Source organism: Microbacterium sp. LWH7-1.2, from assembly GCF_038397755.1.
Lineage (GTDB): Bacteria > Actinomycetota > Actinomycetes > Actinomycetales > Microbacteriaceae > Microbacterium.
Map to the genome: position 1 here is coordinate 2,115,347 of NZ_CP151637.1, position 17,568 is coordinate 2,132,914.

At 71.0% G+C, this 17,568-nt stretch carries 15 protein-coding genes; 5 read left to right on the forward strand and 10 right to left on the reverse strand.

Going from position 1 to position 17,568, the window contains the following annotated elements:
• Window positions 1–7: 7 nt before the first annotated feature.
• Entirely contained in the window at window positions 8–1,663 is a 1,656-nt protein-coding gene (locus MRBLWH7_RS09955) for a glycoside hydrolase family 32 protein (protein ID WP_342001675.1), read from the forward strand.
• Here the strand turns inward: MRBLWH7_RS09955 and MRBLWH7_RS09960 are convergent.
• The 6 genes from MRBLWH7_RS09960 to rplM form a co-directional block, all read right to left on the reverse strand.
• On the reverse strand, window positions 1,660–2,700 hold the full coding sequence (locus MRBLWH7_RS09960) for a LacI family DNA-binding transcriptional regulator (protein WP_342001677.1): 1,041 nt from the start codon (window positions 2,698–2,700) through the stop codon (window positions 1,660–1,662). The two genes, MRBLWH7_RS09955 and MRBLWH7_RS09960, sit on opposite strands and share 4 nt — an antisense overlap.
• A gap of 139 nt (window positions 2,701–2,839) precedes the next feature.
• Window positions 2,840–3,676, reverse strand: coding sequence for a universal stress protein (locus MRBLWH7_RS09965; protein WP_342001679.1), 837 nt, complete (start codon window positions 3,674–3,676; stop codon window positions 2,840–2,842).
• 84 nt (window positions 3,677–3,760) lie between these two features.
• Window positions 3,761–5,656: a hypothetical protein gene (locus MRBLWH7_RS09970; protein WP_342001681.1), complete on the reverse strand. Its 1,896-nt coding sequence runs from the start codon at window positions 5,654–5,656 to the stop codon at window positions 3,761–3,763.
• Between the two features lie 303 nt (window positions 5,657–5,959).
• A complete protein-coding gene (glmM, locus tag MRBLWH7_RS09975) occupies window positions 5,960–7,318 on the reverse strand; it encodes a phosphoglucosamine mutase (RefSeq protein WP_342001683.1) in 1,359 nt (452 codons plus the stop codon).
• A 16-nt stretch (window positions 7,319–7,334) separates the two neighbouring features.
• The gene (rpsI, locus tag MRBLWH7_RS09980; protein ID WP_342001685.1) at window positions 7,335–7,811 is read right to left on the reverse strand and encodes a 30S ribosomal protein S9; all 477 of its coding nucleotides are present in this window, start codon (window positions 7,809–7,811) and stop codon (window positions 7,335–7,337) included.
• A gap of 25 nt (window positions 7,812–7,836) precedes the next feature.
• A complete protein-coding gene (rplM, locus tag MRBLWH7_RS09985; protein WP_310288502.1) occupies window positions 7,837–8,283 on the reverse strand; it encodes a 50S ribosomal protein L13 in 447 nt (148 codons plus the stop codon).
• A gap of 325 nt (window positions 8,284–8,608) precedes the next feature.
• Here rplM and galU point away from each other — a divergent pair, with 325 nt between their 5' ends.
• Complete coding sequence (gene galU / locus MRBLWH7_RS09990) at window positions 8,609–9,502, forward strand: UTP--glucose-1-phosphate uridylyltransferase GalU (RefSeq protein WP_342001690.1); 894 nt, start codon at window positions 8,609–8,611, stop codon at window positions 9,500–9,502.
• Between the two features lie 159 nt (window positions 9,503–9,661).
• Here galU and MRBLWH7_RS09995 read toward each other — a convergent pair whose 3' ends face one another.
• The 4 genes from MRBLWH7_RS09995 to MRBLWH7_RS10010 form a co-directional block, all read right to left on the reverse strand.
• Window positions 9,662–11,533: a DUF222 domain-containing protein gene (locus MRBLWH7_RS09995; RefSeq protein ID WP_342001692.1), complete on the reverse strand. Its 1,872-nt coding sequence runs from the start codon at window positions 11,531–11,533 to the stop codon at window positions 9,662–9,664.
• 164 nt (window positions 11,534–11,697) lie between these two features.
• Window positions 11,698–12,435 carry a CPBP family intramembrane glutamic endopeptidase gene (locus tag MRBLWH7_RS10000; protein ID WP_342001693.1) on the reverse strand — a complete coding sequence of 246 codons (738 nt, stop codon included), beginning with the start codon at window positions 12,433–12,435 and terminating at the stop codon, window positions 11,698–11,700.
• Window positions 12,436–12,509: 74 nt separating this feature from the next.
• Window positions 12,510–13,031 (reverse strand): LPXTG cell wall anchor domain-containing protein, encoded by a 522-nt coding sequence (locus MRBLWH7_RS10005; RefSeq protein ID WP_342001694.1) that lies wholly within the window; start codon window positions 13,029–13,031, stop codon window positions 12,510–12,512.
• A gap of 316 nt (window positions 13,032–13,347) precedes the next feature.
• Window positions 13,348–14,205, reverse strand: coding sequence for a CPBP family intramembrane glutamic endopeptidase (locus MRBLWH7_RS10010; RefSeq protein ID WP_342001696.1), 858 nt, complete (start codon window positions 14,203–14,205; stop codon window positions 13,348–13,350).
• A gap of 18 nt (window positions 14,206–14,223) precedes the next feature.
• Between MRBLWH7_RS10010 and MRBLWH7_RS10015 the strand changes: the two genes are divergently transcribed.
• The 3 genes from MRBLWH7_RS10015 (at window position 14,224) to MRBLWH7_RS10025 (ending at window position 17,471) form a co-directional block, all read left to right on the forward strand.
• Window positions 14,224–14,829 (forward strand): low molecular weight phosphatase family protein, encoded by a 606-nt coding sequence (locus tag MRBLWH7_RS10015; RefSeq protein ID WP_342001698.1) that lies wholly within the window; start codon window positions 14,224–14,226, stop codon window positions 14,827–14,829.
• Window positions 14,830–14,901: 72 nt separating this feature from the next.
• Window positions 14,902–16,575, forward strand: coding sequence for a polysaccharide biosynthesis tyrosine autokinase (locus MRBLWH7_RS10020; protein ID WP_342001700.1), 1,674 nt, complete (start codon window positions 14,902–14,904; stop codon window positions 16,573–16,575).
• A gap of 14 nt (window positions 16,576–16,589) precedes the next feature.
• Complete coding sequence (locus tag MRBLWH7_RS10025) at window positions 16,590–17,471, forward strand: hypothetical protein (RefSeq protein ID WP_342001702.1); 882 nt, start codon at window positions 16,590–16,592, stop codon at window positions 17,469–17,471.
• Window positions 17,472–17,568: the final 97 nt, after the last annotated feature.

The window sequence follows — 17,568 nt, forward strand, 5'->3', positions numbered from 1 at the left end:
AGACCGAATGCCCACGCAGAACACCCGATCCGCGGCGCCCCGGCGCCTGCTCGTCCTGGTGGCAGCCGCAGCCGCCGCGATCCTGCTCGTGGTCGCGATCGCGGTCGCGCTCTCACCGCGGACGGGGACGGATGCCGCGCCCACGCCGTCCGCGACGACCGACGCGTTCGAACGGCCGGCGGACTGGTCGCCGCATCGACCCGCGATCCACCTCACGCCCGACGAGAACTGGATGAACGACCCGCAGAAGCCGTTCCTCCTCGACGGCGTGTGGCACTACTACTACCTCTACAACGCCGACTACCCCGACGGGAACGGCACCGCGTGGTACCACGCGACTTCGACCGACCTCGTGCACTGGAGCGACGAGGGTGTCGCGATCGACAAGTACACGAACGGGCTCGGCGACATCTGGACCGGCACCGCAGTCGTCGACGAGAACGGCACCGCGGGATTCGGCGAGGGCGCCGTGATCGCGCTCGTGACGCAGCAGGTCGACGGCGTCCAGCGCCAGTCCCTGTTCGTCTCGCGCGACGGCGGCTACCACTTCGACTCGTTCGAGGGCAACCCGGTGATGGACAATCCCGGCGTGGCCGACTGGCGCGACCCTCGCGTGTTCTGGGACGAGGCGGCCGGGCACTGGGTGATGGCGCTCGCCGAGCACGACCGGATCGGGTTCTACACCTCGCCGAACCTGCGCGACTGGACGTACACGTCGGACTTCGTCACCTCGGATCTCGGGGTGCTGGAGTGCCCGGACCTCTTCCCCATGGCGGTCGACGGCGACCCCGAGAACGTCCGCTGGGTGCTCGTCGCGGGCGCGAACGGCGCTGCGGAGGGCAAGACGACCGGCACCGCGTACTGGGTGGGCGAATGGGACGGCGAGCGCTTCGCCGCCGACGGCACCGGCCACCAGTGGATGGATCACGGGCCCGACTACTACGCCGCCGTCACGTGGGACGACCCGCGCCTCGACGAGGACGACCGCCTCGCGTCGCGGTACGGCATCGGCTGGATGAACAACTGGGCCTACGCGGGCGGGCTCCCGGGCGAGGACTGGCAGGGCGGGTCGGACTCGCTCGTGCGGCAGATCACGCTGCGGGATGACGGCGGGCGCGCGACGCTGCACTCGTCGCCGGCGCCCGAGCTGGCTGCGCTGGAGGGCAAGCCGGAACACCTCGACGATGCGCGGCTGGCCGACGGCGACACCGTGGACGTCGCGGTGCCGGCATCGGGTGCGTATCGACTGCGATTGGATGCTGCGGGCCAGGCCGGCGAGGTCCGGGTGAAGGTCCTCACGGGTGACGGCGGCTTCGCGACGGTCGGCTACGACTTCGAGGCGCGCTCCGTGTTCGTCGCACGGGATGCCGACGCCGTCGCCGACGCGATGCCGGAGGCGTACCGCGAGGTGCGCACCGCGGCGGTGGACCCGGCCGATGGCCGCATCGAGCTCGACATCGTCGTGGACGCCGCCTCGATCGAGGTCTTCGCGGGCGGAGGCCGTGCCGCGCTCACGATGGCGACCTTCGGGACGACGGGCGAGCGGGGTCTGCAGCTCGAGGGTGCCCGGGACGAGGTCGCGGTCACGGACGCGAGCCTGACGCCGTTGCGGGTTGCGCCGATTCGAAAGGGAGTCGCCGCGCGGCTAGCGGCTAGCGGCTAGCGAGGCGGCGGCACCGCGACGGACTGACGCTCGACGAGCCAGCCCCGGAGCAGGTGCACGCCGTCGCCGAGCGCAGGCGCGGTTCCGTCGATCCGGTCGAGCAGGCGCGTCATCCCCCACCGCCCCATCTCGTCGTGCGGCAGCGCGACCGTGGTGAGCCCGGGGTCGAGTGCGTCGGCGACGGGATGCAGATCGTCGATTCCTACGACGGAGAGGCCGTCCGGGACGGGGATGCCCCGGCGGGCGGCTGCCTGCATCACGCCCATGGCGATCTGGTCGTTGAAGCAGATCACCGCCGTCGGCGGGACAGGCTGATCGAGGAGCCGCCCGCCGGCTTCGCGACCGCCTGCGGCATCGGACGCGCAGAAGTCCAGGCGGCCGTCGGTCAGGGCGATGCCCGAGTCGCCCAGGGCGGATCGCACGCCGATCAGGCGGCCGCGCGCTGCGCGGGACTCGTCGGTGGTTCCGACGTACGCGATGTCGCGGTGCCCCTCTCGCGTGAGCCGTTCGCAGGCGAGGGAGGCGATCTGCGCCTCGTCGGGCACGACCGCATCGACCTCCCAGCCAGGTTCCGGCGCCGCGTCGACGAGCACGACCGGCACGCCGTCGGGCACGTCCGGCCGCTCGACGCGCTGGTGGTACATGCGGGCGATCAAGAGGCCGTCGACCCGCTGGGCGAGCAATCGCGCGACGAGGTCGCGTTCGGCCCCGGCATCGCCGCCGCTCTCGGCGACCATCAGCAGCACGTCGCGCTCGAGCCCGGCCCGGCGGGCGCCCTCGATGATCCGACCCGCGAACGGGGTCGCCGCGAGGTCGTCCCCGATCAGGCCGACCACGCCGGTGCGGCGGCGACGCAGGCCGCTTGCCACCCGGTCGGGGACGTAGCCGAGCTCACGGGCGACCGCGAGGATCCGCTCGCGGGTCTCGGCGTTCACCGCGCGCGCACCGCTCAGGGCATGCGAGACCGTCGTCGCCGAGACGCCGGCGGCCGCGGCCACATCGCTGACGCGCGCGCGCCCCCCGGCCTTCCCAGACATACACCCAGCCTATGGCGCTGGCCAGGCGCGATCCGGATTTCGGAGGAGGACCCTCGGCCACCTCCGAACTCCGGATCCGCGCTGATGCGACCGCGCGTGAGAGGGGACGGATGCTGCGGCCCTGCGCGCTGCCCGATCCTCAGCGCACCACGGCGGTCACGGTGGCGAGCCGCCCGAGAACCTCCTGGCTGATCGAGCCGAGGAGGAACCGCGCCAGCGCACCGCGGCCGTGCGACCCGACGACGGCGAGCCGCGCAGAAGCGGCGAGCTCGTTGATGACGTGCGACGGATAGCCGCGCTCGACGCGGCGCTCGATCTCGAGGTCGGGGTAGCGCGAGGCGAGTCCCCCGAGCGAGAGCGCAAGCGCCTCGCTGGTCAGCTTCTCCATGTTCTCGAGGTACTGCACGGGGTACGCGCCCATGTTGCGCGGAACCTCGAGCGGCGTCCACACCGCCACGGCGATGAGCGGCTCGCCGAGGCGGTCGGCCTCGGCCGCGGCGAACGCGACGGCCTTCTCCGACACCGACGACCCGTCGACGCCCACGACGACTCCGGTGCGACGGGAGACGTCCACGTCGGGCACGACCACCACGGGGCAGTGCGCTCCGGCCGCGATGCGCAATCCATGCGCGCCACGGCGGTGCGACCCGCTGCCGGTGTGATCGCTGCCGATGACGAGGAGCGAGGCGTGGGCGGAGGCCTCCGTCAGCACCGCGACGGGATTGCCGCGGTCGACGCGCATGTACACCTTGAGCCCGAGACGAGGAAGGACGGATGCGGTGGCTTCGACCCGCTCCCGCGCCGCCGCGACGGCGGCATCCAACACCTCGTTCTCACCGACGGCGCCGACGGCTCCGCCGACGACCTCGATGAGCTTGAGGGGCAGGCGATGGGCGGACGCGCGCTTCACCGCCCACTCGACGGCACGCTGCGCGGCAGGGCCGTCTGTGATTCCCACGACGATCGGTTCACCCACGTTGGCTCCTCTCGGATGCCCCCACGTTAGCTCGCCAAGGCGCCGCAGCGGTGGAGGTCGGACCGTGAGAAATTCGCGCGTCGATCAGGAGTTGTCGGGCCACGGCCAGGGCCACGGCCACTCGTCTCCGGGGTCCGGGCCCGGTTCAGGTTGAGGTTCGGGTTCGGGCTGCGGCTCCGGTTCGGGCTGGGGCGCCGGTTCGGGAACCGACGGCTCGTCTGCCCCCGGCGCCGGCTGCGGCGCGGGTGCGGGCCCAGCGTCTTCCGTTCGCGGAGCGCGTGGCGTCTGCGCGCGCTGCTCCTGCAGCTCGCGGATCCGCAGCTGCTCCGCGGCGATCCTCGCCTGCTCGTCGCGCAACGCCGCCACGGCGGCGACGTATGACCCCATCCCCTCGAGCGCAGCGGCCTGTTCCGTGGCTGCTGCCGCCGCTCCCGCTGCGGCACGAACGGCGTCCTGCAGGTGGGCGGCGGGCAGGGGGTTCTCTGCCACGATCCGGTCAGCCCACGCGGGCAGCGTGCCACCGAGGGCGAACAGCGCCGAATGCGCGTCGTCGATTCGGCCTTCGAGTGTCGCCGCGGCAGCGCGCGCGTCCGCCGCGGCGGCGCCGAGCTGCTCCCCATGGGCATCGGCGGCCGCCGCCGCGGCCGTGACCGCCTCGAGATCGGTGGTGTCGACCTCGGCCGGCGCGTATGCGGCAGTCTCGGCGACGGGCCCGGTGGCCCCCTGCGCCGTCAACGCGTCGAGCGCCGCCTGCACCGCGAGCCGTGCGGATTCGTCGCTCACACCCGCGAGCTGGGCGAGTACCGGACCGGCCGCGGCAACGGCTTCGGCACCCTGCGCACCGAGCGCGCTGTACTCGCCGATCGCGGCGTCCAGGTCGCTCTGCGCGGCGGCCGCCGCCTGCTCTGCGGTGTCCCATTGAGCGACCGCCGCCACGAGGCGATCGCGAGCCTGAGCGGACTGCACGGCGAAGGTTCCGGTGATGGCGATCGCGGCGACGATGATGACGGATGCCGCGGCCAGCCCCCACTTCACCGCACCCCTCCGGCGTGCCGGGCGAGAGACGCGGGGCGTGGCCGAGTCCGCGAATCGCGCCGTCGCGAGGGGGGAGGCAGACTCCCCCGTGTCCGCGACCGGCGCACCCGTCCCCTGCGCCGGCGTCACCGGCGCCGTCGGCAGCACGGCGGCCGGAGCCCCAGCTCCGACCACCGCGGGCGCCGCGGGCGCCATCCCCAACCCAGCGGTCGGATCTCCAGCCTCGACCACCGCGAGCACCTCGGGCGCCGTCCCCAACGCCGCAGCCATATCCCCAGCGCCGACCACCGCGAGCACCTCGGGCGCCGTCCCCAACGCCGCAGCCATATCCCCAGCGCCGACCACCGCAGGCACCTCGGGCGCCGTCCCCAACGCCGCAGCCATATCCCCAGCGCCGACCACCGCAGGCACCTCGGGCGCCGTCCCCAACGCCGCAGCCATATCCCCAGCGCCGACCACCGCAGGCACCTCGGGCGCCGTCCCCAACGCCGCAGCCAGGTCCCCAGCCCCGCCCCATGCAGGCATCTCGGGCGCCGTCGACGGCGCGGCGGCCGGGTCCCCAGGCCCGACCGCCGCAGACTGAACAGCGACGTCGAGCCGAGCGGGCTCGAGCATCGGATCCGCGACCTCAGAAGCGACTGCCGCGGGCGCGACGGCGACCGGCACGGTCGTGCGCACGGTCACCGCCCTCGAGGGAACGCTGACCAATCCGCCGACGGTCGGCGCCGACGGGGGCAGGGCCACCGCCGCTGCCCCATGGCGGGCCATCAGGCGAGCACTGGCAGCCGCCATCGCGATCGGCTGTTGGCGCTCTCCCTCTGCGAGCGGGCCGAACAAGCCGGCCAGCGCCGCTTCGCGCGCGCGCTCCGCCTCGAGGTCACTCTGATCCGCGGCATCCCGCGGTCGATCGCTCTGCGGCACGCCCCGCTTGCTGTGGACGCCCATGTCGATCCCCCCTCCTCATCGCTGAGAAGGACGCCAGTGTATGTCGGCGTCGAGACACGTCACATGGGGGTTTTCCCCTGAACCCCCTGCCCGACGATAGGGGTCGGCGGGGCTCCCATCGCGGCACCGAGTCGCACACGGCGGTGAACCCTCGATGAGCAGGCATCGATTCCGTTCGCGGCATACGCCCCGAATCGCGGTCAGCCCACATCTCAGGAACAGCGAAAGGCGGATCCTCGCACGACTGGGGCGCGAGGATCCGCCCTTCACGGTCGCGGGTGGGCAGACCCCGACCGAGGCGAACTACAGCGAGAGGCGGGCGCGGACGACGCCGGCGAGCTCGTCGGCGTGACGGCGGGCTTCATCCTCGGAGGATGCCTCGACCATCACGCGCACGAGCTGCTCGGTGCCCGACGGGCGCAACAGCACGCGGCCGGAGAGGCCGAGCTGGGCCGAGGCGCGGGCGACGGCATCCTGAACTCCCTCGTCGGTCGCGGCGCGAGAGCGGTCGACGCCCTTCACGTTCACGAGCACCTGCGGGTACACGGTCATGATCGACGCGAGCTCTTCGAGCGTCTTGCCGGTGCGGGCGATCTCGGCGACCAGGTGCAGGCCGGTGAGCAGGCCGTCGCCGGTCGTGGCGTAGTCGCTCATGATGACGTGGCCCGACTGCTCGCCGCCGAGCGAGAAGCCCTGCTCGTTCATGCGCTCGAGCACGTAGCGGTCGCCGACCGCGGTGGTCTCGACGTGGATGCCGTGGGCCGACATCGCGCGGTGAAGTCCGAGGTTGCTCATCACGGTGGCGACGAGGGTGTCGTCCTTCAGCTGGCCGCGGCTCTTCATCGACACCGCGAGGATCGCCATGATCTGGTCGCCGTCGACGACCCTGCCGTTCGCGTCGACCGCGAGGCAGCGGTCGGCGTCGCCGTCGTGCGCGATGCCCACATCCGCACCGACGCGGACGACGTGCTCGGCGAGCTGGTCGAGGTGAGTCGAGCCGACGCCGTCGTTGATGTTCCAGCCGTCGGGGTCGGCACCGATGACGGTGACCCGTGCGCCGGCGTCGCGGAACGTCTCGGGCGAGACCCCGGATGCCGCGCCGTGCGCGCAGTCGAGCACGACGTGGATGCCGTCGAGTCGGTGCGGCAGCGAGCCGAGCAGGTGGATGACGTAGCGGTCCTCGGCGTCGGCGAAGCGACGGATGCGCCCGACCTCGGCGCCGGTCGGCTGCAGCTTGGGGCCGGCCATGGCGGACTCGATGCGCTCTTCGACGACGTCGGGGAGCTTCACGCCGCCTCGTGCGAAGATCTTGATCCCGTTGTCGGGTGCGGGGTTGTGGGATGCCGAGACCATGACGCCGAAGTCGGCATCGATGTCGGCGATCAGGAAGGCCGCTGCGGGGGTCGGCAGCACGCCGGCGTCGAAGACGTCGACGCCCGACGACGCGAGGCCGGCTTCGACCGCGGCGGAGAGGAATTCGCCGGAGACGCGGGGGTCGCGGGCGACGACGGCGGTGAGCCGCTTGCCCGCGGCGCGGCGCGCCTCGGCGGAACGGCCCTGGCCCAGGACGACGGCGGTCGCCTGGGCCAGGGACAGTGCGAGATCGGCGGTGAGGGGGCCGTTGGCCAGCCCCCTCACCCCGTCCGTGCCAAAGATCGGCATACGGAGTGGACGCCGATCAGCGCTTCGAGTACTGCGGAGCCTTGCGGGCCTTCTTGAGACCGGCCTTCTTGCGCTCGATGACGCGAGCGTCGCGCGAGAGGAAGCCGGCCTTCTTGAGGGTCGGGCGGTTGTTCTCCACGTCGATCTCGTTCAGCGCACGGGCGATGCCGAGGCGGAGCGCACCGGCCTGGCCCGAGGGGCCGCCACCCGAGATGCGGACGATGACGTCGTACGCATCCGTGAGGTTGAGCACCGTGAAGGGGTCGGTGATGAGCTGCTGGTGGAGTTTGTTCGGGAAGTAGTCCTCGAACGCACGGCCGTTGACCGTGATGGTGCCCGAGCCGGGGACGACGCGCACGCGGGCGATGGCCTGCTTGCGGCGGCCGACTGCGGCGCCCGAGACCGAGAGCACGGGGCGCTCGGCGGCGACGACGGTCTCGTCGACGGTGGACTCGGTGGAGTAGCTCGTGGGGGTTTCTTCGATGTTCGCCATCAGTGTGTCCTGTTCTGTGCGGCGCTTACTGGGCGACCTGGTCGAAAACGTACGCGGTGGGCTTCTGCGCGGCGTGCGGGTGCTCGGCACCGCGGTACACCTTGAGCTTCGACAGCTGGTTGGCGCCGAGGCTGTTCTTCGGGAGCATGCCACGGACGGCCTTCTCGACGGCGCGGACCGGGTTCTTCTCGAGGAGCTCCGAGTAGGTGACCGACTTGAGGCCGCCCGGGTAGCCCGAGTGACGGTAGGCCTTCTTCTGCTCGAGCTTCTGGCCCGTCAGCGCGACCTTCTCGGCGTTGATGATGATGACGAAGTCGCCCATGTCGATGTGGGGGGCGAAGGTCGCCTTGTGCTTGCCACGCAGGAGCGCGGCAGCGTGCGAGGCGAGGCGGCCGAGGACGACGTCAGTCGCGTCGATGACCAGCCACTCGCGCTGGGCTTCGCCAGCCTTGGGGGTGTAAGTGCGCGTCACAGTAGTGCTGCTTTCTTGATTCGAACGGAGAGGTTCGTGAATCCCACTCCGGGGTGGTTCTGTCTTCGTCCCCTCGCTCGTGAAGCGAGTCGAAACGCAGAACACGCCAGTGGAGGGCTCACGTTCGCGGTACCGGGTCAGCTGAGCCGGACACCAAAGATCAATAGTACGCGACACGGATGCCTCGACCAAACCGGCGCATTACCCGCAGATCTCCTCACATCAGGAGCGCCACGCCGTGAGCGTCACGCGCCGGCTCGTTCATGCGGCACATCGTGCGACATCTGTCACACCTCGTTCACACGATGTCTCTAACCTTCTTCTCATGAATGCACCGTCGATCAAAGCAGTGATCCCCGCCGCAGGCTTGGGCACGCGCTTCCTCCCTGCCACCAAGGCGATGCCGAAGGAGATGCTCCCTGTCGTCGACAAGCCCGCCATTCAATACGTCGTCGAAGAGGCGGTGGCCGCGGGCATCGACGATGTGCTCGTCATCATCGGACGCAACAAGAACGCGCTCGCCAACCACTTCGACCGGGTCACCGAGCTCGAGGACACGCTCCACCGCAAGGGCGATATGACGAAGCTCGAGCGGGTCATGCATTCCAGTTCGCTCGCGGACGTCCACTTCGTCCGCCAGGGCGACCCGCGCGGTCTCGGTCACGCGGTGCTGCGCGCCCGCAAGCACGTCGGCAACGAGACCTTCGCCGTTCTCCTCGGCGATGACCTCATCGACGCGCGCGACCCGCTGCTCTCCCGCATGATCGAGGTCTCGCAGGGCCAGTCGGCGACGGTCGTCGCGCTCATGGAGGTGGATCCGAGCCAGATCCACCTGTACGGGTGCGCCGACGTCGAGAGCACCGACGAAGCCGACATCGTGAAGATCAAGGCTCTGGTCGAGAAGCCGTCGGCCGACGAGGCACCGAGCAACCTGGCGATCATCGGTCGCTACGTGCTCAAGCCTGAGATCTTCGACGTGCTCGAGCGCACGGAGCCCGGCAAGGGTGGCGAGATCCAGCTGACGGATGCCCTCGAGGTGCTCGCCGACGACGAGCAGGTCGCCGGACCGGTGCTCGGTGTCGTTTTCGGAGGTCGCCGCTACGACACCGGCGATCGTCTCGATTACCTGAAGTCGACCATCCGGCTCGCCCTCGACCGCGACGACCTCGGCCCCGAGCTGGCCCAGTGGATCAAGGAGCTCGCACCGCAACTCGACTGAGCCGGACACGGTGAGCACGGACGGATGCCGCGACCCGAGGCATCCGTCTCCGGCTGTGTCACCACGCGGTCTGCGTTGCAGAGGACGCGCAGGCTTCCTCCTGGTAGCCCTCTCCCCGGGGTACGGGCACAGCTCTCTTGCGCTACGAACACACCTCTCCTACATGTGCGCGCTCTCGTCTCGGTGTGCGCTCCGTCCGCCACCCCTGGCGTGCCCCGCGAGGTGCGACCCTTCGGGGATCCACGCGCCCGGGGTCCCGGGTCTCGGCGGAAGATCCGGTGGTTGCCGCCACTCGGCGCGGTCGGGTGGTCGGGGTGGATCCCACGCCCAGCTCCACGCCGACTTGGAGCCGAGCACGATCGGGCTGCCCTCGCCGGTCGGCGGGCGCAGCATGAACGGCCCTCTCCCGTCTCGGGTGATGCGCCACCCGGTGTTGTGCAGCTTCATATGGTGGAACCTGCAGAGCAGCACGCCCCGATCGACGTTCGTCTCCCCGCCCTCAGCGAAGTGGTCGCAGTGATGCGCTTCGCAATATGACGGAGGCCGGTCGCAGCCCGGCCACACACAGCCGCCGTCGCGGACGGCGAGCGCGAGTCGCTGCGCGGCGGAGTACATGCGGGCTTCACGCCCGAGGTCGAACGGGTTGCCCTCGGGATCGACGATGACCTCGACCAACCCGTTCGCGCATGTATTGCGGTCGATCACCGAACCGGGCAGCGCGCATCCGCCGTCCATGTCGTGTCCGACCGCGACAAGTCGACCGAAGGCATCACGGGGTCCGGCGTCCTTGACGACGACCATCCGCACACCTGGCTGCCGGGATCCGAACACACGCTTCGTCTCGGCGAGCGCGCCGGCGCGAGTCATGTCCATCAGCAGGTCATACGCGAGCTGGTCGTTCGTGCGCGGGTCGTCGATGAGGCTCTCCGCGGCCGCACGCTCTTCGTCGGTCATGAAGCGAGGTCCACCGCGGCGTGGGCGCAGTCCCGCGGCGAGCATGGACCGCACGAACGCCCCCATCTCATCGTCGAAGGCGATCGTGCCGCGTTCCTGGCCATCCGGGTCGACCCACATCCGGAATCCGCGATTCTCGAACCGCCGACCGTAACGCTCCTCGGCCCCGACCGGGTCGAGCATGTCCCGCATGGTCCGCGCGCGCTTCGCCAGCTCCTCCACCGGCAGCCGTGACGCCTCCGCCGCGAGCGCTTCCGCCGCCAGCGTCCACGCCTCACGCACCATCGCTTCGCGCACGGTCTGTTCAGCCGGGTCCACCGGCGGGAACAGCATCGACGCCGCCCCCGGATCCCCGTCGTCGCCGGGCGCATCAGCCCCACCCGGGCCCGCAGCACCACCCGGGCCAGACTCGCCCGGCGTGTCGATCGCGCCAGGCACGGCACCGCGCTCAGCGGTCGCCACCCGGGGCTCACCCAGCCCCCGTCGGATCGCGTCATGCTGTGCCGTCGTCAGCCGCCCATCGAGCAGTCCCCGCCGCAGCGGCTCGTCCCACGCCACCACCCGCACCGGCGTCTTCTCATCCGGCGTGCCACCGCCGACCTCGTCGTCAGCACCGGCCCCCGGATGTCCATCACCCGAGCCGCTGCCGACCCCGTCGGCACCGAACCCCGGCAGCCCGTCAGGCACCCCCGCAACCTCGCCACCCGGCGCGACCGCGGGAGGCGCAGCATCCGTTCCCTCCACGAGCGACTTGCCGACGCGCACCTGGCGCACGGCGTCGGCCCTCGTGCCGCCGGTGATCGACTGGATCAGCTTCTCGGGCGTGGAGAACCCCTGCCCCGCGGCGAGTCCGCCCTGACCGCGGTCTCGCGAGGAGCGCGTGGCCGCGACCCCGGCGAGCACCGCCTGCAACCGGTCGGCGTCGTTCGCGATCGCGCCGACCTCGGCGAGGACCTCGAGCACCGACGAATCACTCAGCCGCGCCGCGCTCGACGGGAGCGCCTCAGCATCGACATCCAGCTCCGACCATGCCGCGAGCCGGTCGAGCCGGCCCCGCAGATCGGTGAGGATGTTCATATCTGAAGCATCTCACCCACCTCCGACATTCGAATCTCTGTTCGCATATGCCGGACCCGAATGCCCCACCGCACCCGCGGCTTCACACTCGAACTCTCCCCGCTCTCAGCCGCACGCGACATTCCCCCTATATAGAGAGGAACGGATGCCGCGCCCCCGCCGCCTCACCAGATCAGCAGCGCCGCCCCGACCGCGTTGAAGACGACGTGCGCCGTCAAGGCCCCGGCGAGCCTCCCGGTCAGCAGCGTCAGCACGCCGCATCCCAGCCCCACCGCCACGGTGCCGAGAAGCAGCCCGACCGGCACGAACGGTCCTGCTGCAAGTGCGTGCAGTCCCGCGAACAGCGCCGTCGAGAACAGCACGGCGACCGCACCGGCGACCCACCGCCCCGCCCCCGCGAGCGCATCGCCCAACGCGCGCTGGAGCAATCCCCGGAAGAACAGCTCCTCTACTAAGGGGGTGACGAGCACGGCGCCTGCGAGGGCGAGGAACGTCGCAGCCATCACGCCCGAGTCATCCGCGGCGAACCCGCCTCCCAGGCCACCGGCGGAGGGCGCGACGAGCTCCACGAGCGCTCGCGCGATGAGCCCGACGCCCAGTCCAGCGACGACGTCGATCCACGAGAACCCGCGCAGCCCGGTGGCCACCGTGAATCGCTCCTGTGTCACCCGCACGGCTACGATGACAGCGCCCAGCAGCGGAGCCGACAGCAGCACCAGGTCCACGAGCGCGACCAGGACGAGCGGCCAGCCCGCGATCGCCGTGCGCATCGACGGCAGCCAGAGGATCATCGCCGCGGCGAGCAGCGCGCCGACGGCGGCGACCGCGAGGGCCACCCACGGATGCTGCCACGCGCGCCGGCGGCCCGGCGCATCTGCCGACACATCGGCCCCGTCGTTCACCACCGCACCCCCGAAGCTCGCCGGATAAGACGAAGACCCCGGGCCGGAGCCCGGGGTCTTCGTGATGTCGTAGGTCAGCGGTTGGCAGCCGCGCGACGACGGGCGACCGCAGCCGCGACGGCGATGCCGCCGAGGCCGATGGCGCCGACGCCGAGCCAGATCATTGCCCCCGGAACCTCGCCACCCGTGGCGGGCAGCTGGCCCGAGCCACCGGCAGCGGCCGTCCCGACGGTGAGCGTCTGGGTGGCGACCACGTTGCCCTCGCCGTCCGTGGCCGTGACCACGTAGGTGCCGGTCTGGCTGGCCGTGAACTGGACCGAGGCCGAGCCGTTTACGACCTGCTTCTCGACTCCGCCGCTACCCGCGGCGTGGACCAGCGAGGCGAGCGTGACGCCCTGGCCGGGGGTGACGGTGATGCGGATGAAGGGAACGTTCAGGTTGTTGAACGTGATGGTGATGGTCTGTCCCACGGCAGGCGTGGTGTCGCTCACGACAACCGTCGGAGGGTCAGGGGTGTAGTCGGCGGATGCCGCACCGGCGCCGCCGAGAACCAGCAGGCCGGCGACAGCAATCGCGGCGAAAGTCTTCTTGAACATGGCAGAGATCTCCCGAGTTATTTGCACGTCATCGGCTGGGGGGATTTGTGTCGGGCAAGCACTCCCCGGTTGCCCGACGCGTGCCACGCTATCGCATTCTGAGAGTTCAGTGAGAGGCCCAGGGTTTCCAGAAAGTAACAAATTGTCGTCCGTGTCCCCCGAATGGAGGACAAAAACCGAAATGCCTGTCCCCCATATGGGGGACAGAACCATTCGACATGCACCAATGCCGCCCTTTCGGGGGACAAATCAAGCGCGAGATGCGAAATGTCCCCCATTCGGGGGACAAAGCGAGCCGCACGGAAAGCCTGAACGTCTAGGTCAACGCGGTCGCGAACGCCATCACAGCGACGTACGAGGCGTTGTAGACCGCGTGCACGAGCACGGCTCCCCAGAGGCGTCCGGTCAGCAGCACGAGGAGCGCGCACACCATCCCCAGAAGCGAGAGCGACACCACGCCGCTCACGTCGCCGGCAGACGAGATCCCGTGCATCAGCACGAAGAGCGCAGTCGACGCGAGCGCGGCCGCGAGCCCCGCGGCGAACTTCCCGAACGGCCGCCGCAGCACCGTGTACAGCGCGACGAGCAGCACGCCACGGAAGAAGAACTCCTCCACCACCGGCGCGACGACGACCGGCGCGACCACGTCGAACACCACCGTCGACAACGGCACCGCCCCGTCCACCTGCGTCAAGGTCGGCAGGGCAGCCGGCGTTCCGTCAAGCCCCTCGAGCCACCCCTGAGTCGTGCGCAGCAGCGCGCCGAGCACGAGCCCGTAGAGCACGTCGAGCGCGCGGATCCGCAGCAGGCCGATCGGGCGCGACCGGGTGAAGGCCCACACGATGGGAAGGAGCATCCCGATCCAGACGATGACGGTGGCGGATGCTGCGGCCCACGGCGAATCCCACACCGCGGCGACGGCCGCCCCGAGCAGCACGCCGGCGCCGAGCGAGATGAGGGCGACCGCCAGCAGGCCTTCGCGCCACCGGTAGACCGTGCGCCCGCCGAGCCGCCAGTCCGTGCGGGCCTCATGCGCACCGCGCCGCGACCGCCGCGGAGCGGCCGCCTCGTCGACGGGCGCTTCCTCCGCGGGGACGGCCGCGGAAGCAGCCGCCGGCGGCTCCAGCGACCACAGATCGACCACGGGTGCGGCGTCGCTAGGCTGATCGGGCACGCGCCTACGTTACCCGCCGTGTGGAGGCCCCTCTTGTTCGACATCCTCACGGTGTGCACGGGCAACATCTGCCGTTCACCCCTCGCCGAGCAGCTTCTGCGCGCACGGCTCGCCGATCTCGCGCCCCACGTCTCGAGTGCCGGCACGCGGGGTCTGCCGGCCGCCCCGATGACCCCCGAGGCTGCACACATCGCCGAAGCGCTGGGCGTTCCGGCGTCCGAGACGGCCGAGCACCGGTCGCGATTCCTCACCGAGCAGCACCTCGTGACGCCCGACCTCATCCTCGCGATGACCCGCACGCATCGCCGTGCGATCGCCGAGCTGGCGCCGTCGCGCCTGCGCTCCACGTTCACGATCCGCGAGTTCGCGCGCATCGCCGCAGCCGTGCCCGAAGACGAGATCAGAGGGGCGACGGATGCTGCCGCCTACCCCTCCGAGAAGCTCAGGGCCGCGGCATCCGTGATCGCGTCTTACCGGGGTCTCGTGCCGTCGCCGGAGGATCCCGCGGACGACGACGTCATCGACCCGTACCGTCAGCCGTGGGAGACGTACCTGCTGTCGGCCCGGCAGTTGGAGCCGGCCGTCACCGTGGTCGCGGCCACCGTGCGCACCGCACTGGCGTAACGCTCTCCCGGCGTCGAGCTGGCCCTGTGCAACAATTCACGGAGCACACGCCCAACCCCCACGAGAGGCGACATGGAGCTCACCGACTACATCCGGATCCTGCGCAAGAACTGGGTGATCATCGTCGTCGCCACCCTGGTAGGGATCGGGGTGGCAGCCGCATGGTCGCTCACCCGCGCCCCTCAGTACGAGGCGCAGAGCACGGTCTTCGTGTCGACCCAGTCGGGCTCGACCATCCAGGATCTGCAGCAGGGATCGAACTTCACGCAGTCCCGCGTGCAGACGTACACGAACCTCGTCAAGACCCCGATCGTGATGAACCCGGTGATCGCCGAGCTCGGACTCGGCTCCACCGCAGAAGAGCTCTCCGCCACGGTCGACGCGACCGCTGCTCTCAACACGACCCTCATCACGATCACGGTGACCAGCACTGATCCGGTGAAAGCGGCCGACGTCGCGAACGCCCTCGGCGCGTCGCTCAAGTCCGTCGTCGAGCGGCTCGAGACGCCGAACGGCACCGACACGAGCCCGGTGCGCGTCGAGCGCGTGAAAGACGCGCTGCCGCCGCTCAAGCCGTCGAGCCCGAACGTTCCGCTCAACCTCGCGCTGGGCGCGCTGGTGGGTCTCGCGCTCGGCATCGGCGTGGCCGTGCTGCGCGCCGTACTCGACACGCGCATCCGCACGCCGCGGGACGTGGAGCAGGTCACCGACCGCCCGCTCCTCGGCGCGATCGCCTTCGATCCGAAGGCGAAGGAGCGCCCGCTCATCGTGCACGCCGACCCGCTCAGCCCGCGCGCCGAGTCGTTCCGCGCGATGCGCACGAACCTGCAGTTCCTCGACACCGACGGGCACGCGTCGTACGTGATCACCTCGAGCGTGCCGAGCGAGGGCAAGTCGACCACGACCATCAACCTGGCCATCGCACTGGCCGATGCCGGCAAGCGCGTCGCGCTGCTCGACACCGACCTGCGCAAGCCGAAGGTGGCCGAGTACCTCGGCATCGAGGGGGGCGCGGGCCTCACCGACGTGCTCATCGGCCGCGCGCGCCTTGCCGACGTCATGCTGCCCTGGGGCAACCGCAGCCTCTACGTGCTGCCCGCGGGCAAGATCCCGCCGAACCCCAGCGAGCTGCTGGGCTCGAAGAGCATGCACCAGCTGCTCGAGGTGCTCGAGCGCGACTTCGACGTCGTCCTGTGCGACGCTCCTCCCCTGCTTCCCGTGACGGATGCTGCGATCCTGGCGAACGCGACCAGCGGGGCGATCCTCGTGGTGCGCGCCGGTCACACCAACCGCCACCAGCTCACGGGCGCGGTCGAGGCGCTGAACGTCGCCGGCGCGCGCATCGCCGGTGTGGCGATGACGATGGTGCCGACGCGCGGCCCGGACTCGTACGCCTACGGCTACGGGTACGGCTACGGCGCGTACGGGTACGTCGCCGACGCCCCGGCCCCGAAGAAGGCCAAGCAGGCCAAGAAGGCCAAGCAGGCACCGCCGAAGGCACCGGTCGTTGAGCGAGCGAGGAACGAGCGAGTCGAAACGCCCCACGCCCCGGCACAACCGGTCGTTGAGCGAGCGAGGAACGAGCGAGTCGAAACGCCCCGGGTCTCCGCGGTGCGCTCGATCCCGGCAGCCGACCAGGCCGGTCAGCCTCAGGCCGCCCCCGACCCGAAGCTGACGATCGACGACATCGTCCGGCAGGCGGGCGGGTCGTCGCCCACACCCGGCCGCAACGACCCCCTCCCCTGACCCGGAGGCACGTCATGCAACGTCTGGGCGCCGCGAGATGGGTCGCGGTCGCGGGAATCGCCGTGCTCCTCGCCGCCGTCGCCGTGCTCGTCTTCGCCGCGCTCCAGCACGCGAGGCCGGAGGTCGCGAGGGGTAGCGCGGAGCCTGTCCCGACGTTCACCCTCGGTGTGCAGACCCCGACGCCCACCCCGACACCCACCGAGGCCGCCCCGAGCCTCGAGCAGACCCGCCTGCTCGCGCTCGGCTCCGAGGCGTGGTGGCGCGCCACGGCCGGCTCGTGCACCGGCCCCGCGCCGCTGATCGAGCGCTCGGACGACCAGGGCGCGACCTGGACCAACGTGACACCCGTCTACCGCGGCATCGCCCAGGTGCAGACGCTCGAGGCCTTCTCGGCCCGCGACGCCGAGATCGTCGCCGGGATGGCCGGCTGCGAGCCGCAGGCGCTGCGCACGTACACGCGCGGAGAGTTCTGGGACTCCTACCCCGACGTGCTCGCGGCATCGCGCTACGTCGACCCGAGCGACCCCGGCGCCGTCCACCTCCCGTCCGGCCCGGTGCCCGCGCCGTGCCCCGCCGCGTTCGGTCTGCACGCTGTCGGCGACGTGATCGCGCTGACCTGCGACGACCGCGCGTGGTCGTGGTCCGCCGGCGAGTGGGTCGCGCTGCCGCCCGAGAACGCACTGGCGGTGACGGTCGACGGGTCAGACGTCCTCGTCGCTCATCGTGCCGAAGACTGCGCGGGTGTGGCGATCGCGCGTGTGGCCGCCGCCGCTCCCGATGTCGCATCGCCGGTGGGCTGCGCGGAGGGAACGGATGCTGCCGCCCCGGTCGCGATTGCGGCTCGGGGTGATGGCGTCGTGGTGTGGACGGGCGACGCGCTCGTCGGCATCCCGTGACTTCTCACCCGCTCCCCCGCTTCCCGCTCGTTGAGCGAGCGAGGAACGAGCGAGTCGAAACGCCCCGGGCTGGCGAGTAACGCCGGCGCCCGCATTG